Raw genomic sequence first — 25,231 nt, 5'->3', positions numbered from 1 at the left:
GCTATTCCGCCGCGCCGTCGCTGCGCCGCCGGCCACTGCGGCGGCGCTTGCGTGGCGCGCCTGCCGCTCCTTTATCGCCGCTGAGCTCGCGAATCATGGTGCGTCGGGTGCTCTCGTTGACCTCCTGATAGCGGGTCCACCAATCGCCAAGGCCGCCGGTCTGCTCGCCCGCGCTTTCGCGCAGCAGGAGGAAGTCGTAGCCAGCGCGGAAGCGCGGATTTTCCATCAGCTGGTCAGCGCGTCGACCCTGACGGCGCGGAAGCCGCTCCTGCATGTCCCAGATTTCCCGCATAGGAATCGAGAAGCGCTTGGGCAGGGCGGTGCGCTGGCACTGTTCCCAGAGAATGTCGTGGGCAGCCTCCTGCATCGCAGGAATCGGCGGCATGCCACTGTCCTGCAGTTCCTGTACCCGGGCGGGCAGGGCGGGCCAGAGAAGCGCGGCGTAGAGAAACGCCGGGGTGACCGGCTTGCCCTGTTCGATGCGCAGATCGGTGTTGATCATCGCCTGGCGAATCAATCGGTCGGTGTACTCGGGGTTGTCCTCGAGCGCCTCGGCCGTGGCGGGAAACAGGGGCGCGAACAGGTCGTAGTGACGCAAAAGGTCATAGGTGTGCTCGGCATTGCCGCCCAGGAACAGCTTGAGCGTCTCATCGAAAAGACGCGCCGCGGGAATGCCTTCGAGCAGAGGCGCCAGCTCCCGGATGGGTTCGGCACTGTGCCGCTCGACGTCGAAATCCAGCTTGGCTGCGAAACGCACCGCGCGCAGCATCCGGACCGGGTCTTCCTGATAACGCTGCTCGGGGTCGCCGATCAGGCGAATCAGCCGATTGCGGATATCCTGCATACCGTGGGTGTGATCGACGATGCGTTCGCTGCTCGGATCGTAGTACAGCGCGTTGATGGTGAAGTCACGGCGCTGGGCGTCATCGTCCAGGGTGCCGTAGATGTTGTCGCGTAACAGTCGACCACTTTCGTTGCGCGACGCAAGGTGATCATCCTCGTCGTCGACGGGATGCTCGGCGCGAAAGGTGGCGACTTCGATGATCTCCCGTCCGAAGTGGACATGCACGAGCTTGAAGCGCCGGCCGATCACGCGAGCGTTGCGGAACACCGCCCGCACCTGCTCAGGCGTGGCGCTGGTGGCCACGTCGTAATCCTTGGGCTCGATCTCCAGCAGCAAGTCCCGTACGCAGCCGCCAACGACATAGGCCTCGTACCCGGCCTGTTGCAATCGCTCCACCACGCTGACTGCGTTACGACTGATGTCCTGCCGGCGCAGGCTGTGCTGGCGGGCAGTGAGGGTTTCCGGCGCATGACGCTGGTGCGGCAGGCGACGCAGGGGCAAACGAAAGGACTGGAACAGCTTCTTCAGCATGAGGGATTCTGTGCAACGGAATGGGAGGCAGCCCGGACCGGTCGACATTGCTTCGATGCTTGCCAAGACGGTCCGGTTGTGCTGCAGGGCTCGATTCTAGCACTGCTGCGCAGGGATGTGGCGGGCAATGGCCCAGACGCAGCGAAGGGAGCCGAGGCTCCCTTCAAGTCTGTTGCGTGTCGTCTTCGAGTCTGTTGTTGTTATTGTCACTCGCCCTCGGGCCGGAGCCTCCGGGTCACCCCATATCGGGGCAAGAGCAAACGGATACCTTTGGACGCTGATGTTTCCTCATTCAACCAGATCAAGTGCTGCTCATGCAGTTTCTTGTTCTTCTCGGCCTGGCTGGAGGATGCTTCCTCTCCAAAAGAATCAGTTAGCCTCGTCTCCGCATTCTTGTCGTTATTGTGCTGGAGCCGTTACGTGTAGTTCTTATTATGTCTTCTGCTTTTATTGTTGTTGTTCCAGTTATAAGCAGGCACCGTGCCAACAGCAGATAATCCTTTTAAATCAATGCGTTGTGACTTTTTGACGGTATCCGGATCCGGCAGAGGCGGGATTTCTGTTACCGATGGCCCCGGCGTCGTTACGCTTCGGTAACAGAATGCGTGCGTTGCGTTACTCGCCAGTGCCGGTCTTGCGCCTCGGAATACCCAATCGCTGACGGCGCTCCCAGAGGCATTTGCGGCTGATGCCGAGCTTGCGGGCAAGCTCGGTTTCAGTCATGTGATCCTGGTGTTCAAGGACGAAGTGCTGAAAGTAATCTTCCAGCGACAGGTCCTCGGTCGGCTCGTTGCTGCTGCTGTCGCTGGTTGCCGGATGGCGCCCGCTGTCTTCGTAGGAGGCGTCCATTTCCTCCAGTTCGACATCGATGCCCAGGTGCTCGGCGGTGATCTCCGGCTTCTCGCAGAGGATGGCCGCCCGCTCGATGGCATTTTCCAGCTCGCGCACGTTACCGGGCCAGGAATAGCGGAGGATGGCCATCTGTGCATCCCGGGCGAAGCTGAGACGCTCCAGGCCGAGGCGTTCAGCCTGGCGGACCAGGAAGGCATCGGCGATTTCCAGGACATCGCTCTCGCGCTCGCGCAGCGCAGGCAGGCGTAGGGCGATGACGTTGAGGCGATAGTAGAGGTCTTCACGGAACTGCCCGGTCTTGGCCAGCGTCTTGAGGTCGCGGTGGGTCGCGGCGATCAGGCGGACATCGACCTTCTGCGACTGGATCGAGCCGACACGGCGGATCTCGCCTTCCTGAAGCACCCGTAGCAATCTTGCCTGGGCTTCGAGTGGCAGCTCACCGATCTCGTCGAGAAACAGCGTACCGCCGTGGGCGGCCTCGACCAGTCCGGTGCGTCCGGCGGTGGCGCCGGTGAAGGCACCCTTTTCATGGCCGAACAGTTCCGATTCGATGAGCGTATCGGGGATCGCAGCGCAGTTGACCGATACCATTGGAGACTTCGCCCGCCGCGACAGGTTGTGCAGCGCCCGCGCGACCAGTTCCTTGCCGGTGCCGGACTCACCGAGGATGAGCACGTTGGAGTCGGTCGGGGCCACCTTGCGAATCTTCACGAACAGATCCTGCATCGGCGCGCAGCGACCGATGATGCCCAGGTCCGTCTGCCCGGCGGTCGCGCTCTGCGGCACGGCGCTGGCGGTGGGCGCCTGGCCGCTGGGCTGTTCGCTGAGGATCCGCTCGATCGCCTGAAGCATCTCGTCGTGGTCGAACGGTTTGGCTATGTAATCCACCGCGCCCATGCGCATGGAGTCCACCGCCGAGCGCAGGCTGGCGTAACTGGTCATGATCAGCACCGGCCGCTCGCCAGCGTGCTGGATGAGCTCGGTGCCGGGTGCCCCGGGCAGGCGCAGGTCGCTGATGATCAGGTCGAACTCGGCCGGGGTGTGGCGCTCCAGCGCTTCCTGCACCGAACCGGCTTCGCTGACCTGATACTGGTGGCGCTCGAGCAGCCGGCGCAGGGCCGAGCGGATGATGGTTTCGTCTTCGACTATCAGGATATGGGACATCAGAACCTTCTCTCGACGATCTTCAGGAGCGGGCGCCAGGCGGCGTCATCCCTCAGCGGGTGTCGCGTCGACATACCGTGGGAGACTGATCCGGAAACGGGTGCCGCGCTGGCTGGCCGGGTCGGTCGGGCTGTCGATATCGATCCGGCCATAATGCTCTTCCACGATCGAATAGACCAGAGCCAGGCCCAGCCCGGTGCCTTTGCCCGGGTCCTTGGTGGTGAAGAACGGCTCGAACAGGCGGTCCTGGATCTCGCGGGAAATGCCGCTTCCCTCGTCCTCTACGCAAAGGAACACGCTCTGTTCGCCGGCTTCGCTGAGAACGCGGATGGTGCCGCCCGGAGGCGAGGCGTCGCGCGCATTCGACAGCAAATTGATCAGCACCTGGGCCAGGCGCTGGGAGTCGCCCTCGGCCAGATGAGCAGGGTCGCACAGGTTTACGAAGTGGACATCCGGACCCTGGCGATTCAGCGACAGCAGGGCGATGGCGTCCCGGGCCGCCTCGGCGAGGCTCACCGGATAGAGCTGACGCTGATGCGCCCCGGCATGAGCGAAGGTCATCAATGACTGAACGATGCGTGAGATCCGCTTGGTCTGCTCGACGATCTGGCTGCTGATTTCAGCGATGTCCTGATCGTCTTCGCGCTCCTCGCGCAGGTTCTGCGCCAGGCAGGCGATGCCGGTGACCGGATTGCCGATCTCGTGGGCCACACCCGCGGCCAGGCGGCCGATGCTGGCCAGGCGTTCGGAGTGGATCAGGCGGTCTTCGAGCAACTGGGTCTCGGTGCCGTCCTCGATCAGCAGGACCAGCCCGGTATTGCCGGGGCTCATGGGTTCATCAATGACTGCCTTGTGAAGGTTCAGCCAGCGCGTGGTGCCGTCCGGCGTCAGGCGCTGCTTGTGCGCATGTTCGTCGGGCTGCTCGATGAAACCTTCGAGCAGCCCGCGCCAGGGCTCTGGCAGGATCGTGATGCGCGAGCCGACCACCTGTTGCGCGGTAATGCCCGTCAGTTCCTCCATGGCGCGGTTCCACATCAGTACTTCGCGATCCTTGGCCAGCGAGCAGACGCCCATGGGCAGTTCCTGCAGGGTCTGGCGATGATAGCGCCGCAGGGCGTCAAGCTCGGCCGCCAGGCCGGTCAGACGGGAGCGGTATTCTTCCAGGCGGACTTCGATGAAGTGGATGTCCTCGCTGACGAATCCCTCGGTGCTGTCCTTGTAGGGCAGGAAATTCTTCATGATATCCTGCGCCACGCTGGGTCCCATCAGTCCCGACAGGTTCGCCTCGATGCGGTCGCGCAACCGTCGCAGCGCGTAGGGTCGGTACTCATCGAACGGCAGGTGCAACTCGCGCAGCGCCTGCTCGACCTCCTTCTGCGCGGTCCGGGCGCCGAGGGGTTTGGCCAGTTGAGCGGCAAACTCCTGCGGCGAGACGGCGACCAGTTCGCGGCGCTGGGTGGGGCGGATGTTTTCCACCGCGCAGGCTTCGGCTGCACGCACTTCTTCCGGGGTCGCCTGGGTGAACAGCGAAACGAGCGAGAAGACCAGCACGTTGATCGCCAGGGAGGCCACGGCGGTCAGGTGCCAGGTGGTTTCGTCGAGCACGTAGAGACTCTCGATCCACGGCAGATGGAGCATGTTGGTGTTGAACAACGGGATCAGCATGGTGAACAGCCAGACTCCGGTGCCCGCGCTGAGGCCGGCGATGTAGCCACGGCGGTTGGCTGTCGGCCAGTAGAGGGTGCAGAGCACGCCGGGCAGGAACTGCAGCATGCCGACGTAGGCCACGCTGCCCAGGTTGGTCAGGCTCTGCCGGCTGGCGAGCAGCAGGTAGAAGGCGTACCCGGCCACGATGATCGCCACGATCAGCCAACGGCGTGTCCATTTCAGCCAGCGGTAGATATTGCCTTCGGTCGGGGGCTGGTAGACCGGCAGGACGATGTGGTTGAGCACCATTCCAGAAAGCGCCAGGGTGCTGACGATGATCAGGCCGCTGGAGGCCGACAGCCCGCCGATGTAGGCCAGCAGCACCAGGGTTTCGCTCTGCACCCTCATGCCGATGCCGAGGCTGAAATATTCCGGTGAGGTGTTCACCCCGAGCTCCAGCCCGCTCCACAGGATCAAGGGCACCGCCAGGCTCATCAGCAGGAGGAAAAGTGGCAGGCTCCAGCTGGCTGTGAGCATGGTGCGTGGTTCGATGTTCTCGGTAAAGGTCATGTGGTACATGTGCGGCGTGACCAGCGCGGCGGCAAAGAACACCAGCAGCATGGTTCGCCAGGGCCCTTCCTGCAGCGGCGTGTGCAGTGCGTTGAGCACGGTCTGGTTGGTGGTCAGCCAGGTCTCCAGCCCGGAAGGCCCTTCAAAGACCACGAACAGGGCATAGAGGCCGATCGCGCCCAGGGCCAGCAATTTGACCAGCGACTCGAAAGCGATGGCGAACACGAGTCCTTCGTGTTTCTCCCGCGAGGCCACATGCCGGGCGCCAAACAGGACGGTGAACAGCATCACCATGACGCAGTACATCAGCGCCACCCGCTCGGGCTGAGGCTCCAGCGTAAGGATCCCGATGGAGTCGGCCACCGCCTGGATCTGCAGCGCCAGGAGCGGCAGCATGCCAAGCAGCATTACCACCGTGGTGAGGGTGCCGCTCCAGGTGCTGCGAAAGCGAAAGGCGAACAGATCCGCCAGGGACGACAGCTGGTAGGTGCGTGTCAGCCGCAGTATCGGCGCCAGTAGCACTGGCGCCAGCAGAAAGGCTCCGCTGACGCCGAGATAGGTAGCCAGGTAGCCATAGCCGTACTGGTAAGCCAGACCGACGGTGCCATAGAAGGCCCAGGCGCTGGCGTAGACGCCGATCGACAGGGTGTAGGTGAGCGGATGGCGGATCAGGCCGCGTGGGATCAGGCCGTGCTCGGCGCACCAGGCGATGCCAAACAGCAGGAAAAGGTAGGCGGCACTGATCAGAAGCAGGTCGCTGAGGTTAAAGCTGGTCAGCATCGCTTCTGCTCTGCAGGATGAAGGTGACGACGATGAGAATCAGCCACAACAGGTAGGGTCGATACCAGGCCGCGTCCGAAGTGATCCACCAATCCATGATCGCGGGAGAAAACAGGTAGATTCCCACCACCAGGATCAGCACCAGTCGATAGATATACATGGGGCACCCGTTGGCTCAGTGGCAGGATGGTAACGGAAAGCGCTTGTCGGCGGCAGGCGCAATGCGAGCCTGGGTCGGCTCAGGACAGCCGGGCTTCTTCCAGGGTCATGCACCGGGGGGTCAGCCCGGCGTCCCAGTGGCGGCTTGCCCAGGCGAGGATTTCCCTGGCTGATGCCTCGTCCAGTTCAATGGGTGTGGGCTGGCCCAGCGCGCGCAGCGCCCGCAGAAGCATCGGCGGCGCCTGGTCGGGACGTAACGGAGGCGAGCGATAGCGCTTGCCCAGCTTGTGCCCGTCCGGCTGGGTGATCAGGGGGACGTGCAGGTACCTGGGGCGCGGCAGGCCGAGGAGGTCCTGCAGATAGCACTGGCGTGGGGTGGAGTCGAGCAGGTCGGCGCCGCGCACCACATCGGTCACGCCTTGCCAGGCATCGTCGAGCACCACCGCCAACTGGTAGGCATGCAGCCCGTCACGCCGACGAATGACGAAGTCGCCCGCCTCCCGGCCGAGGTGCTGGGCGTAACGGCCCTGCACCCGGTCGATGAACCCATACTCAACGTCCGGTACGCGCAGGCGGATCGCGGCATTCTCCGGACTATGGTGCTGCTCCCGGCAAATTCCCGGATAGGCGCCGGGATAGGCCGCCAATTGCTTGCGCGAGCAGGTGCAGGAGTAGGCCAGCCCGCGCTCCAGCAAACTGTCGACCACGGCCGCGTAGGCCTCGTGGCGCCCGCTCTGGCAGAGGATCTCTGCGTCCCATTCGAAGCCATAGTTCTCCAGGCTGCGCAGGATTGCATCCTGGGCGCCGGGCATTTCCCGCGGGGGATCGAGGTCCTCCATCCGCACCAGCCAGGTTCCGCCGGCTGCACGGGCATCGAGGTAGGAGGCGAGTGCCGCCACCAGCGATCCGAAATGCAGATAGCCGCTCGGGGTTGGGGCGAAGCGGCCGAGGTAGCCGGACGAAGCAAGTGAGGAGGGAAGGGAGGGCATGGGCTGGCAACAAGCGAACGGGGCGCTCTCGCGCCCCGTGCGGAGGGTCAGGAACCGATCTGCTTTTCCTTGATCTCCGCCAGGGTCTTGCAGTCGATGCACAGGCTGGCGGTGGGGCGGGCTTCGAGGCGGCGGATGCCGATCTCGACGCCGCAGGAGTCGCACCAGCCGTATTCGTTATCTTCGATCAGCTGCAGCGTCTCGTCGATCTTCTTGATCAACTTGCGCTCGCGATCGCGCGCACGAAGTTCAAGGCTGAATTCCTCTTCCTGGCTGGCACGGTCGGCCGGGTCCGGGAAGTTGGCCGCTTCGTCCTGCATGTGGTGGACGGTGCGGTCTACCTCTTCCATCAGTTCCTGCTTCCATTCGTTGAGAATGGCAGTGAAGTGAGCGCGCATGGCGTCGCTCATGTATTCCTCACCCGCATTTTCCTTGTAGGGCTGGAAGCCGCGAACCAACTGTTTGCTCGTCTGAGTTTCTTTTGTGATGGGCATGGTGGCCGCCTCTTGCTAAATCCATGGCGCAGTTGGGAAATCTACCGCCAGCACGGCTGGCCCTGCGACCGCAAGCGCCCGAAATTACCAGAACCGATACGGACGCGCCACTACCGGATGTTCCACGGCTGCGGTGCCCGTGAAAGCTTCGGTAGAATCCGCCTTTTGGACTCCCGGAAGGCTTTTATGATCCCTCGTTACAGCGCGCGGAGCCGCGAGATCGAGCCATTCCATGTTATGGCGCTGCTGGCCAGGGCTCAGGCACTGCAGGCGCAGGGTCGCGATGTGATCCATCTGGAGATCGGAGAGCCGGATTTCCCCACCGCGGCGCCCATCATCGCCGCCGGGCAGGCCGCCCTGGCCGCGGGTCATACACGCTACACGGCGGCCTGTGGCCTGCCCGCGTTGCGCGAAAAGCTGGCAGGATTCTACGCACAGCGATACGGCGTTTCGCTGGACCCGCGCCGGATCCTGCTGACTCCGGGTGGGTCGGGAGCCCTGCTGCTCGCCAGCAGCCTGCTGGTCGACCCCGGCAGGCACTGGCTGCTGGCCGATCCAGGCTATCCCTGCAACCGGCACTTCCTGCGTCTGGTGGAGGGCGCGGCGAAGCTGGTACCGGTCGGGCCGGCCGAGCGTTATCAGCTCGGCGCCGAAGCGGTAGCGCATCACTGGGACGCCGACAGCGTCGGCGCGCTGGTCGCCTCACCATCGAACCCCACCGGCACGCTGCTCTCGCGCAAGGAGCTGGCGGGACTGTCGCAGGCAATCTGCAGCCGTGGCGGCCACTTGGTGGTCGACGAGATCTATCACGGCCTGACCTATGGGGTGCAGGCCACCAGCGCGCTGGAAGTGGATGACGGCGCTTTCGTGCTCAACAGCTTCTCCAAGTACTTCGGCATGACCGGGTGGCGGCTGGGCTGGCTGGTCGCGCCCCTGGACGCGGTGGGAGAGCTGGAGAAGCTTGCCCAGAATCTCTACATCAGTGCGCCGACCCTGGCCCAGCATGCGGCGCTGGCCTGCTTCGAGCCCGCCACCCTGGACATCCTGGAGGCGCGTCGTGCCGATTTTGCCAGGCGGCGGGATTTTCTGCTGCCGGCGCTTCGCGAACTGGGCTTTGTCATAGAGGTGGAGCCCGAGGGCGCCTTCTACCTCTACGCCGACATGTCTGCCTTTGGCGGGGATGCCTACGCCCTGTGCAACCACCTGCTGGAAACCCAGGCCGTTGCCATCACCCCGGGAGTCGACTTCGGCAGGCATCTGGCCAATCGTCATGTCCGTTTCGCCTATACCCAGGATCTGCCCCGTCTCGAGCAAGCGGTGGAGCGCCTGGCGGTGGGCTTGCGGCAGTGGGGTGGCGATGCGCTTTAGTCCAGCGCTTGAGGAGGGGCGGTTGGTGCGCCGCTACAAGAGGTTCCTGGCCGACATCATCACTGCCGACGGCGAGCCACTGTGTATCCACTGCCCGAATACCGGTTCGATGCACAATTGCATGGTCGAAGGCGGTCGCGTGTGGTTCCAGCGCTCGAGCGATCCGCGACGCAAGCTGCCGGGCACCTGGGAGCTGGCGGAAACCCCGCAGGGTCGCATCGCCTGCATCAATACCGCGCGCGCCAATCCATTGGTAGAAGAGGCTTTGCGGGCGGGAGTGATAGCCGAGCTGTCAGGCTTTACCGCGCTTAAACGGGAGGTGGCCTATGGCAGCGAACGCAGTCGGGTGGATTTTCGCCTTGAGTATCCAGGCGGCCCTGCCTACGTCGAGGTGAAAAGCGTGACCCTCGGATTCGATGGCTCGCCCATCGCGGCCTTTCCCGACGCCACTACCAGTCGCGGTGCCCGGCACTTGCGCGAGTTGGCCGCGCTGGCTCGCTCGGGGATCCGGGCGGTGCAGCTCTACTGCGTGGGGCTTTCGGGGGTCGAGGCGGTGCGTGCGGCGGCCGAAATCGATCCTGCCTATGCAAAGGCACTGTCCGCGGCGCGGCTCGCCGGGGTAGAGGTGCTGGCCTATGCAGCCGAGCTCTCCACTGATGAAATCCGCCTCCTGAAGCCTCTCGAGGTGATCTAGGCGTCTCGCGAGGCCTGCGCCTGCGCTTGTGCCTGTTTGCGGCGCTGGCGTTTGCGGTGTCGCGCGGCGCTTGCAGCGGCGTGCCGCTCCAGCGGCCGCATCACCATGAGCACCATCAGTGCCAGCAGCGTAGTGAGTACTGCGGTGGTTTCGTGGCCGAGCCCGGAGGCCACGCCGACAGCGGCCGTCAGCCAGATGCCGGCAGCGGTGGTCAGCCCTTGCACTTCGCGCCTTTCACCGCCCTTGAGAATCGTCCCGGCACCCAGAAAGCCGACACCGGTCACGACGCCCTGGATCACCCGGGACACATCGTCCTGCACGATACCTGCCTTGAGCGGCACCAGCACGAAGAGCGCTGCGCCAACGCATACCAGCATATGCGTGCGCAGCCCGGCGGCCTTGCCCTTGTACTCGCGTTCATAACCAAGCAGGCCACCTAGAATCATGGCAAGCGTCAGGCGAATGGCGACGCTGAACGCTTCCTCCAGGTCCGAGATATCGGAAAACTCGGTGGCCAGCGTACGGGTGAAGATGTCCCACCACTCCATTCAGCTCTCCCAAGGGCCTGACTCGGCTCGAATCAGGCGGTGAGTTTCGGTCCGTCGGTATCGCGCAGGGAAATGGCTCGCTCGATGAAGTCCTGTACCTCGCCAAAGGAGTTGGCCGCCTGCGCGGGCAGTCGTGCCAGCGGTAGGCCAACGATGCGGCAAAGTTCGTCCATGAAGGGGTCGCGGGCCACCTCGTCGCGATCCAGGATGACCGCGCAGGCGGGCGTCAGGTCACGTTTGCGGCAGAGGAGGAAATCGAAATGCTCGGAGGCGATGCGGTTGTAGGCGTGGTGCCAGTACGAGCGTCGCGGTACGGCGGTGATGTTCACGGCGTCAGGCAGCCGGATCTTGCTGAGAACATAGTATTCGTGTCCCACGGAGCGTTGCAGTTCTTCCAGCAACTGGCGTTCCTCCTCATCCATCAGCGGCGCCTTGAGCTGATAGGGGTACTTCAGGGTCGGGTGGCTGTATTGCTTCTGCTTGATGAAAAAAACCAGGGCAAAGCAGATGAAGGTGGCAATAACGGTCAGCAGTAACAGCTCCATCGGATTCCTCCTGCCCAAGCGGGCGGGTTCATGATCGGGGCCGCATGCCGCCGGCGCGAATCACCTGGCGCCACTGCTCCAATGGCACGCTTCGGTTATCGCTATGACCTGCTCGAGCCGCAGAAATCTCCCCGTGTAGCGGCTGCGGGTCAGCTGTCAGCCTCTGCGCGACCATCTGGCGAACAGGCGAGAGGCTCTCAAGGGCCCGTTCGTGAAGAATGCCGGAGCCGGCGGACTATTCCCATGAGCAGGGCATCGGCTGGAAAGCGCGGTCCGGTCATAACCTTGAGCAAAGCAGCGATGCGCCGATCGTGCTGCAGGAAATTACGACAAATCGCGTAACCGCTGACATGGCCGGGGAGACGAGTCGCCTGCTGCACGGGGCGGGAGCTCGTAGCTCAGTTATGCACGAAGACTGTGCGGCGATCTGTGGATAACCCGGGGAAACAAGCCTGGGAGCCAGGCAGGGCAAGGCTTGATGTCTTCTGATTGTTTTTTGATCAAACGATTTGTTGTTGTTTTTCTGATACTTGTCGCGTCGTGAATGATCAATCGGGCACTCTGAAGCACGAAGGGTTCTCCGAGATATCCACGGATGCTGTGGACTGCGCTGTGGATAAGCTGAGCAAGGCTGGCCAGACGCCCGGTCAGTCGGGGCACCTGGCTGTTCTGTTCAGAAAATGACCAGTCAGGCGGCGCGCTCGGCAAGCAGTTGCATGGCTCTTTCGCTGGCGCGCTGCAGGCTGGACACATGGATGAGGTGTCCCGGTTGCTGTCCCAGGCCGGCGCGACGCAGTTTCAGTCGCAGGCGCGGATTGACCCCGGAAAAGATCAACACCATGTCCCGCTTGCGGTAGTCCCTGGCCAGGCTTTCGAGAATTGCCAGGGCGGTCATGTCCAGCAATGGGACGGCGCTGAAGTCGACAATGACCACCCGGACTTCCGGGTTGAAACGGCGCAGCGTGTCCAGCGCCTTGTCGGCGGCACCAAAGAACAGCGGGCCGCGGATCGCGAAGGCAGCGGCCCCGGTGGGCACCGCGGGGAAGTCCACCCCCCTGGGGGACAGCGGGGCGGTATCGGTCAGCTCGCTCATGCGCTTGATGAACAGGCCGGCCGCCAGCAGCAGGCCGACGCCCACCGCCAGTACCATGTCGAACAGCACGGTCAGGGTCAGGCAGGTGAGCAGGACCAGCACGTCGCCACGAGGCGCAATGCGCAGGGTGTGCACCACATGCGGGGCCTCGCTCATGTTCCACGCCACCATCAGCAGCAGCGCGGCCAGCGCGGCCATGGGCAGGTAGCTGAACAGGGGGGCCAGCCAGAGAATGGCGGCCAGCACCACGCCGGCGTGGATCATGGCGGCGGCCGGTGAAAAGGCGCCGGCGCGAACATTGGCGGCGCTACGCGCGATAGCGGCGGTGGCCGTGATTCCGCCGAAGAGCGGCGCTACCAGGTTGCCGATGCCCTGGCCCATGAGTTCGGCATTGGGATCGTGATTGGTACCGGCCATGCCATCGGCTACCACGGCACAGAGCAGCGACTCGATGGCACCGAGCATGGCGATGGCGAAGGCAGGCGCCAGCAACTGGCGCAACAGGGCGAAGTTCAGCTCGAGCGGCTGACCGTCTGCGCCCGGCAGTCGCCAGGGCCAGGCGAACTCGGGAAGCATCGGCGGAATCCCGGGGCGCAGCTCGCCATCGAGTTCGTAGCTGAAACGTTCGCCCAGGGTCGCCACGGAAAGGCCCGCGCGCTCCAGCAGCATCGCCAGGCCTACCCCCACCAGCAGGGCGACCAGATGCCCCGGGACGCGAGGTACCCACCGTGGCCAGAGAATCAGCACCGCCAGGCAGGCCGCTGCCACCAGGGCGTCGCCGGGACTGAAGGCGGGAAGTGCGCGGGCCAGCAGCCCAAGCTGATCGAAGTAATGGCTCGGCGCTTCGCTCAGCGTCAATCCGAAGGCGTCCTTGATCTGCAAGGTGGCGATGACGATGCCAATGCCGGCGGTGAAGCCGAGGATGACAGGGTAGGGCACGAACGCAATCAGGCGGCCGGCGCGCAACAGACCCAGGGCAATGAGGATGAGCCCGGCCAGCATGGTACAGAGCAGTAGCCCGCCGAGACCGTGTTGCTGGGTAATGGGCAGCAGTATGACCACGAAGGCAGCCGTCGGGCCGGACACATTGAAGCGAGATCCGCCGAACAGGGCGATCAGCGGGGCGGCGATCAGCACCGTGTACAGACCGTTCTGCGGGGGCGCGCCGACCGCGATGGCTAGCGCCATGGCCAGGGGGATGGCGATGATCCCCACAGTCAGGCCGGCACTGATGTCGCCGCGCAGGGCCTGGCGGTCATAGCCCTGGCGCAGCGCCTGGCGCCAGCCAGCGAACAGGGGCGGGAGAGACATCCTTTTGCTCCAACCGTGGGTGTGACAGGCATTCTAACCAGTCCGGCGCGGCCTCCGGGGCCGGACTTTCGGAGGGGCGGCCTATGATCAGGCCTTCGATTGCGCTGCGGCGCGGTTTTCCTGCCTTCGGTAGAATTCCTGCTCGCTTTATGGCTCTACTACCTTGGTCGCAAGCGGCTCCGGCGCGTTGAGCCGATGGCGCCCCCGGAGTACACTTCCGGCCCCGTAAGTAGCCGTCATAAGGGACAATCATGCGCAAAGAGAAGAAACAAGTGATCGGCGGAGAGGTTTCCGATGAGTCGATCAAGCTGTTTCTCCTGCCCGAGCCGGCCGATGACACCCCGCCCGCACTGCACAAGCTGATCAAGGCTTACCGGGGTTTGCGCGTGGATGATTTCAAGCGCTTTCTCGAGTGCTTCGTCGAGGCTGGTCACGACCTTGGTGTCCGGAATGCAAAAGGTGAAGACTTTGTCGACCTGATCCGCGATCAGCGTCAGGCAGAGCCCTACATCGAAGCCGTGGAAGCGGCGCGTCGTTGAAAAGTTTCGCCCGCTGACGTGAGTCGGCGGCCCTGGCGACGGGGTAACTCGCGCCACAGTTTGGTATCACAGCGCATTTTGACCGAGGGCCATGGGCAAGGGCTCGCCTGCGGACAAAAGCGGCGTTGTGACAGGGGGGCCAAAAGCCGCCCAGCAGCTGAATCGGGGCTTGCCCCCCGACCGTCATGGCTTCGCACGCCGTGTCGACAGTTTCGCGCGTGCCGCGTATTGCGGCCGTGAAGTCTTTTGCTGCGTTCTGGAGAAGCGTTAAATGACGCAACATAGCGAAGCGCCGGATATGGTGCTGGTTGGCGCCGGTATCATGAGCGCCACACTTGCGGTACTGCTCAAGGAGCTCGATCCCAGCCTCAAGCTGGAAATCGTGGAGTTGCAGGAGGCCGGAGCAATTGAAAGCTCCAACCCCTGGAACAACGCGGGTACCGGACATGCCGGGCTATGCGAGTTGAACTACACACCGCAGGCCCAGGACGGCTCGATCGACATCAAGAAAGCGATCACCATCAACACCCAGTTCGAGGTCTCCAAGCAGTTCTGGGCCTACATGACGAGTCGTGAAGATTTCGGCAACACGCGCTCCTTCATCAGTCCGGTCCCGCACCTGAGTTTTCTGCGCGGCGACAAGGACATCGCCTTCCTGAAGAAGCGTCATGAACTGCTCAGTGCGCACCACACCTTCGAGCGCATGGTCTACAGTGAAGACCGTGCCACGCTGAACCAGTGGATGCCGCTGATGATGGACGGCCGCCCGGCCGACGAGCGCATCGCCGCGACCTATGCCGACAACGGCACCGACGTCAACTTCGGCGCCCTGACCAACCAGTTGCTCAAGTACCTCGCCGCGCAGCCCAGCGTGACGATCAGCTATTGCCAGAGGGTTACGGGTCTCAAGCGTCACGGCAAGGGCTGGCTGGTCGACGTGAAGAACGTGACCTCCCACCAGAGCCGTCAGCTCGAGGCCGGTTTCGTATTTCTTGGCGCGGGCGGCGCGGCACTCCCGCTGCTGCAGCTCTCGGGGATCGAGGAAGGCAAGGGCTACGGCGGTTTCCCGGTCAGCGGCCAGTGGCTGCGTTGCGACAATCCCGCGGTTGTCGAGCGCCATCAGGCCAAGGTCTACAGCCAGGCTGAAGTCGGTGCGCCGCCGATGTCGGTTCCGCACCTGGACACCCGCGTCGTCAATGGCAACAAGTCGCTGCTGTTCGGACCCTATGCGGGTTTCACCACCAAGTTTCTCAAGCACGGCTCGCTGTTCGACCTGCCCATGTCGATCCGACTTGGCAACATCATCCCGATGCTTGCCGTGGCCCGCGACAACATGGACCTGACCCGCTACCTGATCAAGGAAGTGCGTCAGTCCATGGACGAGCGGCTGCAGAGCCTGCGTCGCTTCTACCCGCAGGCGCGGGCAGAGGACTGGCGTCTCGAAATTGCCGGCCAGCGCGTGCAGATCATCAAGAAGGACACGAAGAAACGCGGCATCCTGCAGTTTGGCACCGAGCTGGTCGCCGCCCGAGATGGCAGCATCGCTGCCTTGCTTGGTGCTTCCCCGGGCGCATCGGTGACCGTCTCCATCATGCTCGAGCTGATCGAGCGCTGCTTCCCCGAGCAGGCCGCCTCCCAGGCCTGGGCAAGCAAGCTGGGTGATATCTTCCCGGCACGGGAAAAGCTGCTGCAGACCGACGCCGAGGTCTATCGTCGGGTCAGCACCGAGAGCGACAAGCGACTCGGCCTGGCAGGCTGATACGCCGCGTACCGTCACCGCCCCGTCCGGCCTTGCCGAGGCGGGGCGGTTTCGTTATGGGTGTCCGCCCCGCCAGCGGCCCGTTATACTGCGGGCCGTTTCATCCCCTCATGATCGTGGAGAAAGGCAGCATGCTGCAGCGCTTGTCGTTTGGTCTCGTCGTGGCCCTTTCGCTGGGCCTCGCCGGATGTGTCCATAGCCCCCAGCAACTCGATCCGACCCCCCGCCTGAACGAAACCGTGGCCCCTGTCGGTCAGGGCCAGCCGGTGGTGGTTCGGGTGGTCGACGGTCGACCGTCGCAGACGCTGGGGACCCGTGGTGGTCTCTACGCCGAAACGAGCGCGGTGAACGTGCCCGGCGCGCGGCTGATGCCCAAGTTGCAGGAGCAGGTGGAAGCCGGGGTGCGGCTGATGGGCTTTACCCCTTCGCCGAATGCCTACAACGCGCCGCAAATGACCGTCACCCTGGCGGAGCTCAAGTACCAGTCGCCCAAGGAAGGTCTCTACGTGACCGAGGCGGACATCGCCGCGACTTTCCGCGTCGAAGTGCAGGGCCCGACGCAGCGCTACACTGGCCGCTATGGCGCCTCGCTCAACCAGCGCTTCGGCATGGCGCCAAACGAGCAGACCAACACGCAGTTGGTCAGCGACGTGCTCAGCGATGCGCTGACCCGGATGTTCCGCGATCAGGCCATCGGCCAGACCCTGGCCCGCTGAAGCGCCCGCCCACTGGCGGGCCTTTCATGTGGATGAAAGTCAGAGCGGCAAGCCGGCCTTGATCCGGTACTGATTGCGCACCGGCATCGCGTACTGCAGGACCAGCCAGGGCTGCTGCACCGCCGGGCAGGCCGCCAGGCGCTTGCTCCACTCGGCTTCGGCGGTGGCGATCTCCTGGCGATCGAACATCGCCCGGGCATCGGGGACCTGCAGTTGCGGGTCGCGATCGGCCCACATGGCATACGCCAGGTAATGCACGGGGAACAACCGGTAACCCGCGAGGATGCGGCGGTCCAGCTCGGCTGCCAGCTGCTTGGCATCCTCGGAGGCCTGGCTGATCGGCTGGCCGAACTGGACGTGCACCCGGCCCTTGTAGCCGGTGATGCCCAGCGCGATGCTGGTATCGTCTTCTCCCGGTGCCTTGGTGTAGCTGCCGGTGCTGGCGCGGGTATAGAGTTCCCGCGCCTTGGCCTGGTCACAGGGGTCGTATTCATAGCTGATCGACACCGGCACCGGCCGCAGCGCGCTCAAAGCTTCGGCGAAGCTTTCGTCCTTGCGGCTCATGTGCATCATCTTGAGGATGGCCGAATCGGTCCGATCGTCGCCGTCCTTGGCCCGGCCTTCGGCCTGGGCGATCCATACCGACTCGTTGTCCTGGCGAATCGAGTGGTTGATGTAGGCCGACAGGACCTGGTAGGCCGCCAGTTTCTCTCGACGGCCGCTGATCGAGCGGTGCACGATGAAGCTCTTGTTCAGGCGCATCAGATCGCTGACAAAGGGCCGTTGCAGCAGGTTGTCGCCAATGGCGATGCGTGGGGTGCGCATGCCTGCGTGGTACACCGCATAGTTGACGAAGGCCGGATCCATCACGATGTCGCGGTGATTGGCGAGGAACAGGTAGGCGCGGTTTCGCTCCAATCGTTCAAGGCCTGCATAGGTAATGCCATCGGTGGCGCGCTCGACGGTCCGATCGACGTAGGGTTCGATCTTGTCCTGCAAGGCATCGACGCTGTTGATGCCGGAAAACTCCAGACGCAGGCGCTTGGCGATGATCGGCTTGAGCAGCCAGCCCATCGGTTCGGCGAGGCGCGGAAAACGGAAACGCGCCAGCACGTCCAGGAAAGCCTGGTCGCTGAGAAGGCGGGACATCACGGCAGGGACTTCAGCATCGGAATAAGGTCGGATGGCTTCGAATTCGTCCATCATGCTCTCTGGTAGGGAAACGGGCCCGAGCAGCCGGGCCGGAACAGGCGCAGATTATAGCGGTAAGTCCGAACAGGAGATGGGATCGATGATGTTGGAGACGGATGGCTACAACTGCCCCTATTGCGGGAAGCCGGGCGAGGCGTTGCTCGACCTGTCCGGCGGTGATCAATCCTATATCGAGGATTGCGCCGTATGCTGCCGGCCGATTCTGTTCGAGCTGCGCACCGACGGCGCCGAGTGGACGCTGGATGTGCGACGGGAGGACGACTGATGCGCAGGATCTACGAGCCACGTGATCTGCTTGAGGCCGAGATGCTGGTCGGCATGCTGGCGGCCGAACACATCGATTGCCACCTGCTGGGCGCCCATCTGATCGGTGCGCTGGGCGAGTTGCCGGTGGCGGGGCTGCTGGCGCTGGTGGTGGCCGACGAGGATGCTGATCGGGCGCGCTGGCTGATCGGCGAGTACAATGGCGCCGAACCCATGCCGGGCGACGAGCCGGAAAGCTACCCCGGTGACCTGATCTGCTGATGCGGGACGCTGGTCCAGCGCCCCTTGCCGAGTACGCAACCCATGTGTGGCCGCTTCGCCCTGTTTCGCTGGACGCCGGATTTCGCCGCGTTACCTGGATTCCCCGCTGACCAGGCGCCACACTGGAGCGTGGCACCCGGCGCCCAGGTGCTGCTGCTGCGCCAGCATGAAGGTGCGCAGCGCATCGATCGGGTGCGCTGGGGCCTTACCCCGGCCTGGCTCAAGGATCTGGCGCGAACGCCGGCCCATGCCCGCGCCGAGACTGTCGCCGAGCAGCCGATGTTTCGCGAGGCCTTTCAGCTGCGCCGCGGCCTGGTGGTCGCCAACGGCTTCTATGAGTGGCGAGGAAGTGCGCGCAAGCGGCCGCTGTGGATGAGTGGCGAGTCTGCCCTGATGTACTTCGCCGCGCTCTGGGAACCTTATCCGGTCCAGGGGTACACTTATCTCAGCACCGCGCTCATTACCCTGCCTGCTGCCGATCAGCGCCGTCCGCTGATTCTTGACGAGGCGAGTACGCAGGATTGGCTTTCGGCCGGGACTTCTGGCGATCAGCTGGCGGCGCTACTGCAGACACCGCAGCCGCAGTTGCGCGAGCGGCGCCTGGCGACCCTGGTCAACGATCCGCGCCTCGATGCTCCGGAATGCCTGACGCCCGCCTGAAAGTACGCTCACATCCGGCAGTTGCTGTGCCCGCGCGGCGCGCCTAGCATACGGGCTCGTTTTAAGGAGATTCGGCATGAGCAAAGTCGTCCACCTTGGTGCCCTTGCCGCAGCGCTGCTGCTGGCCGGCTGCCAGGCTGTCAACACCACCACCGGTGGGGCCGTAGGCGTCGAGCGCAGGCAGTACATGTTCAGCATGCTGTCCACCGACCAGGTCAATCAGATGTACGCGCAGTCCTACCAGCAGACGTTGGCTGCCGCTGCCGAGCAGGGCGTGCTGGAAAAGAACACGGCGATCTACACGCGCGTCAACGGCGTGGCCCAGCGATTGATTCCTCATGTGGGCGTATTCCGGCCCGACGCTACGCAATGGAACTGGGAGGTCAACGTCATCGACAGCCCGGACCTGAATGCCAATTGCGGCCCTGGCGGCAAGATCATCTTTTTCACCGGCTTGATCGAAAAGCTCAACCTGACCGATGCAGAGATCGCCGCGGTGATGGGGCACGAGATCGCGCATGCGTTGCGCGAGCACGGCCGCGAGGCCATGTCCAAGGCCTACGGCGTGGAAATGGCCAGCCAGGTGGGTTCGGTATTGGGAGTAGGCGCGGGCAGCATGAGCGTGGCCAACATGGGCGTGCAATATCTTATGACCCTGCCGAATAGCCGCAGCAACGAAGTCGAGGCGGATCTGATCGGCCTGGAGCTGGCGGCGCGCGCTGGATATGACCCCAACGCGGCCATTACCCTCTGGCAGAAGATGGGCCAGGCCGGCGGCGCGGCTCCGCCGGAATTCCTGAGCACTCATCCCTCTCCGGCCAATCGCATGCAGGTATTGCACGACACCATTCCCAAGGTGATGCCGCTCTACGAGCAGGCCCGCCAGCGCTAGCTAGGCCTGTTGAAGGCGGGCCGCTGGCCTGCCATTCAGGTTGGGAGCCTAGAGGCTTCCGATCTGCCAGGCCTGATAGCCGGCATAGAGCGCCATCAGCAGAAACGAGAGGGCCGCCAGGCGACGAATCAGCGTCAGAGGCAGTCGGTTGGCAGCAAAGTTGCCGGCAAGGACCACTGGGATGTTGGCCAACAGCATGCCCAGGGTGGTGCCCAGGATCACCAGCACGAAGGCGTCATACTGGGCTGCCAGCATCACCGTGGCGATCTGCGTCTTGTCGCCAATCTCGGCGATGAAGAATGCGATCAGCGTGGCCACGAAGGGACCATAGCGACGGCCAAGCCTGGCCTCGTCCTCGTCGAGCTTGTCGGGTATGAGCGCCCAGGCGGCTACCGCGACGAAACTGGCGGCCAGTATCCAGGCGAGCGTGGCGGGGGAGAGCAGTTCCGAAACGAGATGACCAAGAAAACCTGCGGCGAGGTGGTTGGCGAGGGTGGCAACCGTGATGCCGAGAATGATCGGCCAGGGTTTTCGGTAACGGGCGGCCAGTACCAATGCCAGCAGTTGCGTCTTGTCGCCAATCTCGGCGAGCGCGACGATCAGGGTGGGAACGACGAAAGCTTCCAAGCAGCATCCTGTAAGGGCGGGTCTGAGCAAGCATGACACGTACCGCCTGCCCGCCCCGGGTCAGGTGATGCGTGTCATGGGTCTTGTCAAACCAGCGGTGGTCGCCTGCGCCAGGATCTACCGATCCAGTATGTTGACGCATGCCTGATGAGCTTATCGCTCATCGGAGACTACTCCCCCAGGACGCGCGCAGTTTGCCGAACCGGTCGCCAGGGCGCAAGCCCGGCAGGCAAAGCGACCGGTCCGGCAGCTCAGCTGCGGCGTTGGGCTGAATAGACGCGAAAGCCGCCACCCTCGGCAAGCGTGGCGCAGGGTCCGAGGTGCCTCTCGATCAAGGCCGGATAGCGGAGGAAGGCATTGGCGACCAGACGCAGTTCACCGCCGGCGCGCAGGTGGTGGCGAGCCTGGGCAATGAGATGTTCGCTGGCCTGGTAGTCGGTGCGGACACCCTGGTGGAACGGCGGATTGCTGAGAATTCCATCCAGCGAACCAGGTGCGGCGTCGATGCCGTCCCCGGCCAGCACCTCGGCCTGCAGACCATTGGCCTCGAGGGTCAGCTGGCTGCTCTGCAGGGCGAAGGCATCCACGTCGAGCAGAAACACCTCGGCGGCGGCGTAGCGACGTTTCAAGGTGGCGCCGATCACCCCGGCGCCGCAACCAAAGTCCAGCAGGCGACCCGGTGTCAGGCCGTCGAGGTGCGAGAGAAGAAGTTCGCTGCCAGCGTCCAGGCGACCATGGCTGAACACGCCAGGCAGGCTGACCACGGTCAGCGGACCCTCGGCCAGATCCAGGCTGAAGCGCTGCGCGAGCGCCAGGAGGTCCGGCCGTTTGGGCACCTTGTCGATCGCTACCTGCCAGAGCTGGCTGTGCCGGGCACTGTCGAGCTTGCGCGGCGTGCCGTACAGGCTCAACTGGCGGGCGGCGCGCTCGATGCCGCCGCGCTTTTCGCCGACGAGGTAGAGCGGCAGACCGGGCAGCCGAGCGGCCAGGCTCTGCAGCAGGTAGTCGGCCAGTTCCCGCGATTTGGGCAGAAACAGCACGGCGGCGTCGAAGCGGCGTTCGGGCGGCTCGGTGCCGAAGTGGCTGCGCTGGGGAAAGCGTGCCGCAAGGCGTTGCTGTTCGCCCTGATGCCAGGACCAGCCGTGGGCGGCGGGCAACTGGCCGAGCAGGTCGTCCGCTGGCAGACCGGCAAGCAGCAGCTCACCATGGAACAGCTCGGCCTGACGCAGCAGGACTTGGCTTCGAGGGTCCATGGCGTGCTCCTTGAAAAAGCGCGGAGCTTAGCAAAAGCCCGCGGTCAGCGGGATGCCCGACTAGTTCGCCTGGCGCATGGGCTGGCCGGCAAAGAAGGCCCGGGCGTTTTCGGCGACCTGATTGACGATCCGCTGCCGGGCCTCGCGGCTGCCCCAGGCGCTGTGCGGCGTGACGATCAGGCGTGGTATGTCACCGGCGAGCAGCGGATTGCCATGCACTGGCGGCTCTTCGATCAGTACGTCGGTGGCCGCGCCGCCCAGATGACCGCTGCGCAGCGCATCGGCCAGCGCCTGTTCGTCGATCAGCCCGCCCCGGGCGGCATTGATGACGAACGCACCAGGCTTCATCAGGGCCAGTTGCCTGGCGCCGATCAGGTTGCGCGTCGCCTCGGTGAGCGGGCAGTGCAGGGTCAGGGCGTCCACCTGCGGCAACAATTCCTCCAGCGGCAGGCGACCTTCCTGCGCCGGACGGCCGGGCAGTTCGCCGACCAGTATGCGCATGCCGAGGGCTTCGGCCAGTTTTGCCACGGCGCTGCCCAGGGTTCCCAGGCCGAGCACCCCGAGGGTCTTGCCGTCGAGTTCGACGATGGGGAAGTCAAGCAGGCAGAAGTGCGGGGTCAGGCCCCATTTGCCTTCGTTCACTGCTGTCTGGTAGTCCACCAGGCGGGTCGCCAGCGCCAGCAGCAGGGCGAGGGTGTGCTGGGCCACCGATGCGGTGCCGTAGCCCTGGCAGTTGCAGACCAGGATGCCATGCCGGCGTGCAGCTTCGAGGTCGACATTGTTCAAACCGGTGGCCGAGACCAGGACGAGCGCAAGGTCGGGACAGGCCTGGAACACCTGCTCGGTCAGCCGGACCTTGTTGATGATGGCGACCTGGGCGCCCTGCAGGCGCTCGATGACCTGTTCGGGCAGGCTGTGAGAATGCACGACAAGCTCATCGAAGGCCTGCTCCAGCGGGTTCAGGTCGAGGTCGCCCTGGTCCAGCGGAACCAGGTCGAGAAAGACAGCGCGGCGGGAGGGCATAAGGGTTTTACCTGTTCGAGTCTGAATGAATGAGGCCAGGAGAGTGTACTGGACCGAGGGTAAGACCGTGGCGCTGGTGCATTTGCTGGCGGGCCGGGTGCTGATCGGCTCGGGCAGGCCTGCGGCTGCCGGGAGCGGTCAGCCGCAGGCAGGAACGCGCATGTCAGGCGGCGCGGTGGTGGACGCGGTTGCCGGCCGCATAGGTCGCCTTCACCGTACGGTCGTCGCCGAGGATCATCAGGGCGAAGAGCTTTTCCCGGAGACTGCTGGCGCCTGCCAGACGGCGGGCGATAAGCGGGGTTGCCTGGTAGTCGAGGACGACGAAATCGGCATCCTTGCCCGGTTGCAGATTGCCGATGCGGTCCTCCAGGTAGAGCGCCCGCGCGCCGCCCAGGGTCGCCAGATACAAGGCCTTGAACGGGTCCAGCTTCTGGCCCTGCAATTGCAGGATCTTGTAGGCCTCGTTCAGGGATTGCAGTTGCGAGAAGCTGGTGCCGCCGCCGACGTCGGTACCCAGGCCGACCCGCACCCCATGGCCTTCCAGCTTGGCCAGATCGAACAGGCCACTGCCGAGGAACAGGTTGGAGGTCGGACAGAAGGCCACCGCCGAGCCGGTCTCGCCCAGGCGTCGGCATTCGTCGTCGCAGAGGTGGATGCCGTGGGCGAACACCGAGCGAGCGCCGATCAGGCCGTGGTGGTCGTAGACGTCCAGATAGTTTTTTCGCTCCGGGAATAGCGACTTGACCCAGGCCACTTCGTCGCGGTTCTCGGAAATGTGGGTGTGCATGTACAGCCCGGAGAACTCCTGAAACAGCTTGCCGGCCAGGGCGAGCTGTTCCGGTGTACTGGTCGGGGCGAACCGCGGGGTGACGGCGTAGTGCAGCCGCCCGCGGCCATGCCAGCGCTCGATCAGCGCGCGGCTTTCGGCGTAGCCGGAGTCGGCAGTGTCGGTGAGGTAGTCCGGCGCGTTACGGTCCATCAGCACCTTGCCGGCGATCATCCGCAGGTTCAGGGACAGGGCTTCCTCGAAGAAGGCATCCACCGACTGCGGATGCACGGTGCCGAACACCAGGGCGGTTGTGGTGCCGTTGCGCAGCAGCTCCCCCAGGAAGAAGCGGGCCTGCTCGCGGGCGTGCTCGGCATCAGCGAAGCGGCCTTCGGCCGGGAAAGTGTAGGTTTCCAGCCAGTCCAGCAACTGGGTGCCGTAGGAACCGATCACCCCCACCTGGGGATAGTGGATGTGGGTGTCGATGAAGCCGGGGGTGATCAAGGCATCGGGGTAGTGGGTCACCTCGGTGTCGGGCGAAAGCCGACCGAGCAAGGCGTCGGCAGCGCCGATCCGCACGATGCGGCCGTCCTCGACGACCAGCAAGCCGTCTTCGAAGAATTCGTAGGATGCCTCTTCGCCGACTTCTCGAGGGTCGGCCAGGCAATGGAGGAGGGCGGCACGGTAGGCTTTTGCAGGCATGTTCGACTCAGGACAAAGGGGTTGGGCCCGTAGGAGCGAGCTTGCTCGCGAACGGGGCAAGGGCTTCGCGAGCAAGCTCGCTCCTACGGGGCGGGGTGTGTTCGGTTGATCTCGCGTCAGCTCCGGCGCGAGGTCGGCAGCAGCTGGCTGACCGGCTGCTCGCCCACCTTCTCGCCAAAGCGGGCGTTGTAGATGGCGATGATTTCGGCGGCCACCGACACAGCGATCTCCATCGGCAATTTGCCTTTCACTTCTGGCAAACCCATGGGGCAGCGCATGCGGGCGATGATCTCAGGGGCGAAGCCGCGGTCGCGTAGGCGATGCTCGAACCGGGCGCGCTTGCTCTTCGAGCCGATCAGGCCGAACCAGGCGAAATCGCCGCGGGAGAGGATCCCCCGGCTCAGCTGCAAATCCAGCGCATGGTCATGGGTCATGACGATGAACCAGCTGCCGGCGGGCATGCGCCCGACTTCTTCGACCGGATCGTCGTTGACGACCTGCTCCACGCCGGCCGGTAGCCTCTCGGGAAACTCCGCCTCACGCGCGTCGATCCAGCGCACCCGGCAGGGCAGCGCGGCCAGCAGGGGGACCAGCGCACGGCCTACATGGCCGGCGCCAAACACCGCTATATGGGCCTGTGGCTGGCCCATGGGCTCGAACAGCACCACCGTCGCCCCGCCGCAGCACTGGCCGAGGCTGGCGCCAAGCGAGAAGCGCTCCAGCCGCGATTCACGGGTGCGGCTTTCCAGCATCTCGCGGGCGATCTGCATGGACTTGAACTCCAGGTGGCCGCCGCCGATGGTGTCGAACAGCCTGTCGGGGCTGACCACCATCTTCGAGCCGGCATTGCGCGGTGTGGAGCCGCGCTCCTCGATGATGGTCACCAGCACACAGGGCTCGCCCTGTTGCTTGAGAGTGGCGAGGGCGTCGATCCAGGTGGTGGGTGTCATCTTGGTTTCCGCTCTATT

At 64.4% G+C, this 25,231-nt stretch carries 24 protein-coding genes and 1 riboswitch; of the genes, 9 read left to right on the top strand and 15 right to left on the bottom strand.

Annotated features, from left to right (window positions below):
* Nucleotide 1: 1 nt before the first annotated feature.
* From ACFOMF_RS00485 to dksA, 6 genes are all read right to left on the bottom strand, one after another.
* Nucleotides 2-1,375: a polynucleotide adenylyltransferase PcnB gene (locus ACFOMF_RS00485; protein WP_386360143.1), complete on the bottom strand. Its 1,374-nt coding sequence runs from the start codon at nucleotides 1,373-1,375 to the stop codon at nucleotides 2-4.
* 615 nt (nucleotides 1,376-1,990) lie between these two features.
* Nucleotides 1,991-3,391 carry a sigma-54-dependent transcriptional regulator gene (locus ACFOMF_RS00480; RefSeq protein WP_386360140.1) on the bottom strand — a complete coding sequence of 467 codons (1,401 nt, stop codon included), beginning with the start codon at nucleotides 3,389-3,391 and terminating at the stop codon, nucleotides 1,991-1,993.
* A gap of 45 nt (nucleotides 3,392-3,436) precedes the next feature.
* Complete coding sequence (locus tag ACFOMF_RS00475) at nucleotides 3,437-6,388, bottom strand: sensor histidine kinase (protein WP_386360137.1); 2,952 nt, start codon at nucleotides 6,386-6,388, stop codon at nucleotides 3,437-3,439.
* Entirely contained in the window at nucleotides 6,372-6,548 is a 177-nt protein-coding gene (locus ACFOMF_RS00470; RefSeq protein ID WP_386360134.1) for a hypothetical protein, read from the bottom strand. The genes ACFOMF_RS00475 and ACFOMF_RS00470 overlap by 17 nt, the downstream gene beginning before the upstream one ends.
* A gap of 79 nt (nucleotides 6,549-6,627) precedes the next feature.
* Nucleotides 6,628-7,536, bottom strand: coding sequence for a tRNA glutamyl-Q(34) synthetase GluQRS (gene gluQRS, locus ACFOMF_RS00465; protein ID WP_386360132.1), 909 nt, complete (start codon nucleotides 7,534-7,536; stop codon nucleotides 6,628-6,630).
* 47 nt (nucleotides 7,537-7,583) lie between these two features.
* The gene (gene dksA / locus ACFOMF_RS00460) at nucleotides 7,584-8,030 is read right to left on the bottom strand and encodes an RNA polymerase-binding protein DksA (protein WP_386360129.1); all 447 of its coding nucleotides are present in this window, start codon (nucleotides 8,028-8,030) and stop codon (nucleotides 7,584-7,586) included.
* 186 nt (nucleotides 8,031-8,216) lie between these two features.
* Between dksA and ACFOMF_RS00455 the strand changes: the two genes are divergently transcribed.
* Nucleotides 8,217-9,398 carry a pyridoxal phosphate-dependent aminotransferase gene (locus tag ACFOMF_RS00455; protein WP_386360126.1) on the top strand — a complete coding sequence of 394 codons (1,182 nt, stop codon included), beginning with the start codon at nucleotides 8,217-8,219 and terminating at the stop codon, nucleotides 9,396-9,398.
* Nucleotides 9,388-10,092 (top strand): DNA/RNA nuclease SfsA, encoded by a 705-nt coding sequence (gene sfsA / locus ACFOMF_RS00450; RefSeq protein WP_386360124.1) that lies wholly within the window; start codon nucleotides 9,388-9,390, stop codon nucleotides 10,090-10,092. The genes ACFOMF_RS00455 and sfsA overlap by 11 nt, the downstream gene beginning before the upstream one ends.
* Here the strand turns inward: sfsA and ACFOMF_RS00445 are convergent.
* The 3 genes from ACFOMF_RS00445 to dauA form a co-directional block, all read right to left on the bottom strand.
* The gene (locus ACFOMF_RS00445) at nucleotides 10,089-10,640 is read right to left on the bottom strand and encodes an MgtC/SapB family protein (protein ID WP_386360121.1); all 552 of its coding nucleotides are present in this window, start codon (nucleotides 10,638-10,640) and stop codon (nucleotides 10,089-10,091) included. The two genes, sfsA and ACFOMF_RS00445, sit on opposite strands and share 4 nt — an antisense overlap.
* Nucleotides 10,641-10,672: 32 nt before the next feature.
* A complete protein-coding gene (locus tag ACFOMF_RS00440) occupies nucleotides 10,673-11,185 on the bottom strand; it encodes a DUF2726 domain-containing protein (protein ID WP_386360118.1) in 513 nt (170 codons plus the stop codon).
* Between the two features lie 688 nt (nucleotides 11,186-11,873).
* The gene (gene dauA, locus ACFOMF_RS00435; RefSeq protein ID WP_386360115.1) at nucleotides 11,874-13,589 is read right to left on the bottom strand and encodes a C4-dicarboxylic acid transporter DauA; all 1,716 of its coding nucleotides are present in this window, start codon (nucleotides 13,587-13,589) and stop codon (nucleotides 11,874-11,876) included.
* Between the two features lie 251 nt (nucleotides 13,590-13,840).
* On the opposite strand from dauA, the gene ACFOMF_RS00430 reads away from it, so the two are divergent.
* The 3 genes from ACFOMF_RS00430 (at nucleotide 13,841) to ACFOMF_RS00420 (ending at nucleotide 16,603) form a co-directional block, all read left to right on the top strand.
* On the top strand, nucleotides 13,841-14,128 hold the full coding sequence (locus tag ACFOMF_RS00430; RefSeq protein WP_386360113.1) for a PA4642 family protein: 288 nt from the start codon (nucleotides 13,841-13,843) through the stop codon (nucleotides 14,126-14,128).
* A 271-nt stretch (nucleotides 14,129-14,399) separates the two neighbouring features.
* A complete protein-coding gene (mqo, locus tag ACFOMF_RS00425) occupies nucleotides 14,400-15,887 on the top strand; it encodes a malate dehydrogenase (quinone) (RefSeq protein ID WP_386360110.1) in 1,488 nt (495 codons plus the stop codon).
* A gap of 131 nt (nucleotides 15,888-16,018) precedes the next feature.
* The gene (locus tag ACFOMF_RS00420) at nucleotides 16,019-16,603 is read left to right on the top strand and encodes a YajG family lipoprotein (protein WP_386360107.1); all 585 of its coding nucleotides are present in this window, start codon (nucleotides 16,019-16,021) and stop codon (nucleotides 16,601-16,603) included.
* A 39-nt stretch (nucleotides 16,604-16,642) separates the two neighbouring features.
* On the opposite strand, the gene ACFOMF_RS00415 is transcribed toward ACFOMF_RS00420, so the two are convergent.
* On the bottom strand, nucleotides 16,643-17,809 hold the full coding sequence (locus tag ACFOMF_RS00415; protein ID WP_386360104.1) for a 1-acyl-sn-glycerol-3-phosphate acyltransferase: 1,167 nt from the start codon (nucleotides 17,807-17,809) through the stop codon (nucleotides 16,643-16,645).
* A gap of 88 nt (nucleotides 17,810-17,897) precedes the next feature.
* Between ACFOMF_RS00415 and ACFOMF_RS00410 the strand changes: the two genes are divergently transcribed.
* The 4 genes from ACFOMF_RS00410 (at nucleotide 17,898) to ACFOMF_RS00395 (ending at nucleotide 19,892) form a co-directional block, all read left to right on the top strand.
* Nucleotides 17,898-18,080 (top strand): CPXCG motif-containing cysteine-rich protein, encoded by a 183-nt coding sequence (locus tag ACFOMF_RS00410; protein ID WP_386360299.1) that lies wholly within the window; start codon nucleotides 17,898-17,900, stop codon nucleotides 18,078-18,080.
* Complete coding sequence (locus ACFOMF_RS00405) at nucleotides 18,080-18,340, top strand: putative signal transducing protein (protein WP_386360101.1); 261 nt, start codon at nucleotides 18,080-18,082, stop codon at nucleotides 18,338-18,340. The genes ACFOMF_RS00410 and ACFOMF_RS00405 overlap by 1 nt, the downstream gene beginning before the upstream one ends.
* Nucleotides 18,341-18,382: 42 nt before the next feature.
* A complete protein-coding gene (locus tag ACFOMF_RS00400) occupies nucleotides 18,383-19,000 on the top strand; it encodes an SOS response-associated peptidase (protein WP_386360098.1) in 618 nt (205 codons plus the stop codon).
* A gap of 76 nt (nucleotides 19,001-19,076) precedes the next feature.
* Nucleotides 19,077-19,892, top strand: coding sequence for a M48 family metallopeptidase (locus ACFOMF_RS00395; protein ID WP_386360095.1), 816 nt, complete (start codon nucleotides 19,077-19,079; stop codon nucleotides 19,890-19,892).
* Between the two features lie 48 nt (nucleotides 19,893-19,940).
* Here ACFOMF_RS00395 and ACFOMF_RS00390 read toward each other — a convergent pair whose 3' ends face one another.
* The 5 genes from ACFOMF_RS00390 to xdhC all read right to left on the bottom strand — a co-directional run bounded on the left by ACFOMF_RS00390 (nucleotide 19,941) and on the right by xdhC (nucleotide 25,213).
* Nucleotides 19,941-20,519, bottom strand: coding sequence for a TMEM165/GDT1 family protein (locus ACFOMF_RS00390; protein WP_386360092.1), 579 nt, complete (start codon nucleotides 20,517-20,519; stop codon nucleotides 19,941-19,943).
* Nucleotides 20,520-20,535: 16 nt separating this feature from the next.
* Nucleotides 20,536-20,716, bottom strand: a riboswitch (yybP-ykoY riboswitch).
* A gap of 54 nt (nucleotides 20,717-20,770) precedes the next feature.
* Nucleotides 20,771-21,772 carry a methyltransferase gene (locus ACFOMF_RS00385; RefSeq protein ID WP_386360089.1) on the bottom strand — a complete coding sequence of 334 codons (1,002 nt, stop codon included), beginning with the start codon at nucleotides 21,770-21,772 and terminating at the stop codon, nucleotides 20,771-20,773.
* A gap of 60 nt (nucleotides 21,773-21,832) precedes the next feature.
* Complete coding sequence (locus ACFOMF_RS00380) at nucleotides 21,833-22,795, bottom strand: 2-hydroxyacid dehydrogenase (protein ID WP_386360086.1); 963 nt, start codon at nucleotides 22,793-22,795, stop codon at nucleotides 21,833-21,835.
* 163 nt (nucleotides 22,796-22,958) lie between these two features.
* Nucleotides 22,959-24,263: a guanine deaminase gene (guaD, locus tag ACFOMF_RS00375; RefSeq protein ID WP_386360083.1), complete on the bottom strand. Its 1,305-nt coding sequence runs from the start codon at nucleotides 24,261-24,263 to the stop codon at nucleotides 22,959-22,961.
* A 116-nt stretch (nucleotides 24,264-24,379) separates the two neighbouring features.
* A complete protein-coding gene (gene xdhC / locus ACFOMF_RS00370; RefSeq protein ID WP_386360080.1) occupies nucleotides 24,380-25,213 on the bottom strand; it encodes a xanthine dehydrogenase accessory protein XdhC in 834 nt (277 codons plus the stop codon).
* Between the last annotated feature and the right edge of the window lie 18 nt (nucleotides 25,214-25,231).

The sequence above is a fragment of the Stutzerimonas tarimensis genome, assembly GCF_042648805.1.
Lineage (GTDB): Bacteria > Pseudomonadota > Gammaproteobacteria > Pseudomonadales > Pseudomonadaceae > Azomonas > Azomonas tarimensis.
This window is presented reverse-complemented; position numbering and strand designations above follow the sequence as displayed.

Bases quoted from the DNA above. Each gene is read 5' to 3' on its own strand.
- ACFOMF_RS00485 (WP_386360143.1), bottom strand. From the start codon at position 1,375: ATGCTGAAGAAGCTGTTCCAGTCCTTTCGTTTGCCCCTGCGTCGCCTG.
- ACFOMF_RS00385 (WP_386360089.1), bottom strand. From the start codon at position 21,772: ATGGACCCTCGAAGCCAAGTCCTGCTGCGTCAGGCCGAGCTGTTCCAT.
- ACFOMF_RS00420 (WP_386360107.1), top strand. From the start codon at position 16,019: ATGCTGCAGCGCTTGTCGTTTGGTCTCGTCGTGGCCCTTTCGCTGGGC.
- guaD (WP_386360083.1), bottom strand. From the start codon at position 24,263: ATGCCTGCAAAAGCCTACCGTGCCGCCCTCCTCCATTGCCTGGCCGAC.
- ACFOMF_RS00445 (WP_386360121.1), bottom strand. From the start codon at position 10,640: ATGGAGTGGTGGGACATCTTCACCCGTACGCTGGCCACCGAGTTTTCC.
- sfsA (WP_386360124.1), top strand. From the start codon at position 9,388: ATGCGCTTTAGTCCAGCGCTTGAGGAGGGGCGGTTGGTGCGCCGCTAC.
- ACFOMF_RS00470 (WP_386360134.1), bottom strand. From the start codon at position 6,548: ATGTATATCTATCGACTGGTGCTGATCCTGGTGGTGGGAATCTACCTG.
- ACFOMF_RS00455 (WP_386360126.1), top strand. From the start codon at position 8,217: ATGATCCCTCGTTACAGCGCGCGGAGCCGCGAGATCGAGCCATTCCAT.
- dksA (WP_386360129.1), bottom strand. From the start codon at position 8,030: ATGCCCATCACAAAAGAAACTCAGACGAGCAAACAGTTGGTTCGCGGC.
- ACFOMF_RS00380 (WP_386360086.1), bottom strand. From the start codon at position 22,795: ATGCCCTCCCGCCGCGCTGTCTTTCTCGACCTGGTTCCGCTGGACCAG.
- dauA (WP_386360115.1), bottom strand. From the start codon at position 13,589: ATGTCTCTCCCGCCCCTGTTCGCTGGCTGGCGCCAGGCGCTGCGCCAG.
- ACFOMF_RS00400 (WP_386360098.1), top strand. From the start codon at position 18,383: ATGTGTGGCCGCTTCGCCCTGTTTCGCTGGACGCCGGATTTCGCCGCG.
- ACFOMF_RS00395 (WP_386360095.1), top strand. From the start codon at position 19,077: ATGAGCAAAGTCGTCCACCTTGGTGCCCTTGCCGCAGCGCTGCTGCTG.
- ACFOMF_RS00405 (WP_386360101.1), top strand. From the start codon at position 18,080: ATGCGCAGGATCTACGAGCCACGTGATCTGCTTGAGGCCGAGATGCTG.
- ACFOMF_RS00430 (WP_386360113.1), top strand. From the start codon at position 13,841: ATGCGCAAAGAGAAGAAACAAGTGATCGGCGGAGAGGTTTCCGATGAG.
- ACFOMF_RS00415 (WP_386360104.1), bottom strand. From the start codon at position 17,809: ATGATGGACGAATTCGAAGCCATCCGACCTTATTCCGATGCTGAAGTC.
- xdhC (WP_386360080.1), bottom strand. From the start codon at position 25,213: ATGACACCCACCACCTGGATCGACGCCCTCGCCACTCTCAAGCAACAG.
- ACFOMF_RS00480 (WP_386360140.1), bottom strand. From the start codon at position 3,391: ATGTCCCATATCCTGATAGTCGAAGACGAAACCATCATCCGCTCGGCC.
- gluQRS (WP_386360132.1), bottom strand. From the start codon at position 7,536: ATGCCCTCCCTTCCCTCCTCACTTGCTTCGTCCGGCTACCTCGGCCGC.
- mqo (WP_386360110.1), top strand. From the start codon at position 14,400: ATGACGCAACATAGCGAAGCGCCGGATATGGTGCTGGTTGGCGCCGGT.
- ACFOMF_RS00410 (WP_386360299.1), top strand. From the start codon at position 17,898: ATGTTGGAGACGGATGGCTACAACTGCCCCTATTGCGGGAAGCCGGGC.
- ACFOMF_RS00440 (WP_386360118.1), bottom strand. From the start codon at position 11,185: ATGGAGCTGTTACTGCTGACCGTTATTGCCACCTTCATCTGCTTTGCC.
- ACFOMF_RS00475 (WP_386360137.1), bottom strand. From the start codon at position 6,388: ATGCTGACCAGCTTTAACCTCAGCGACCTGCTTCTGATCAGTGCCGCC.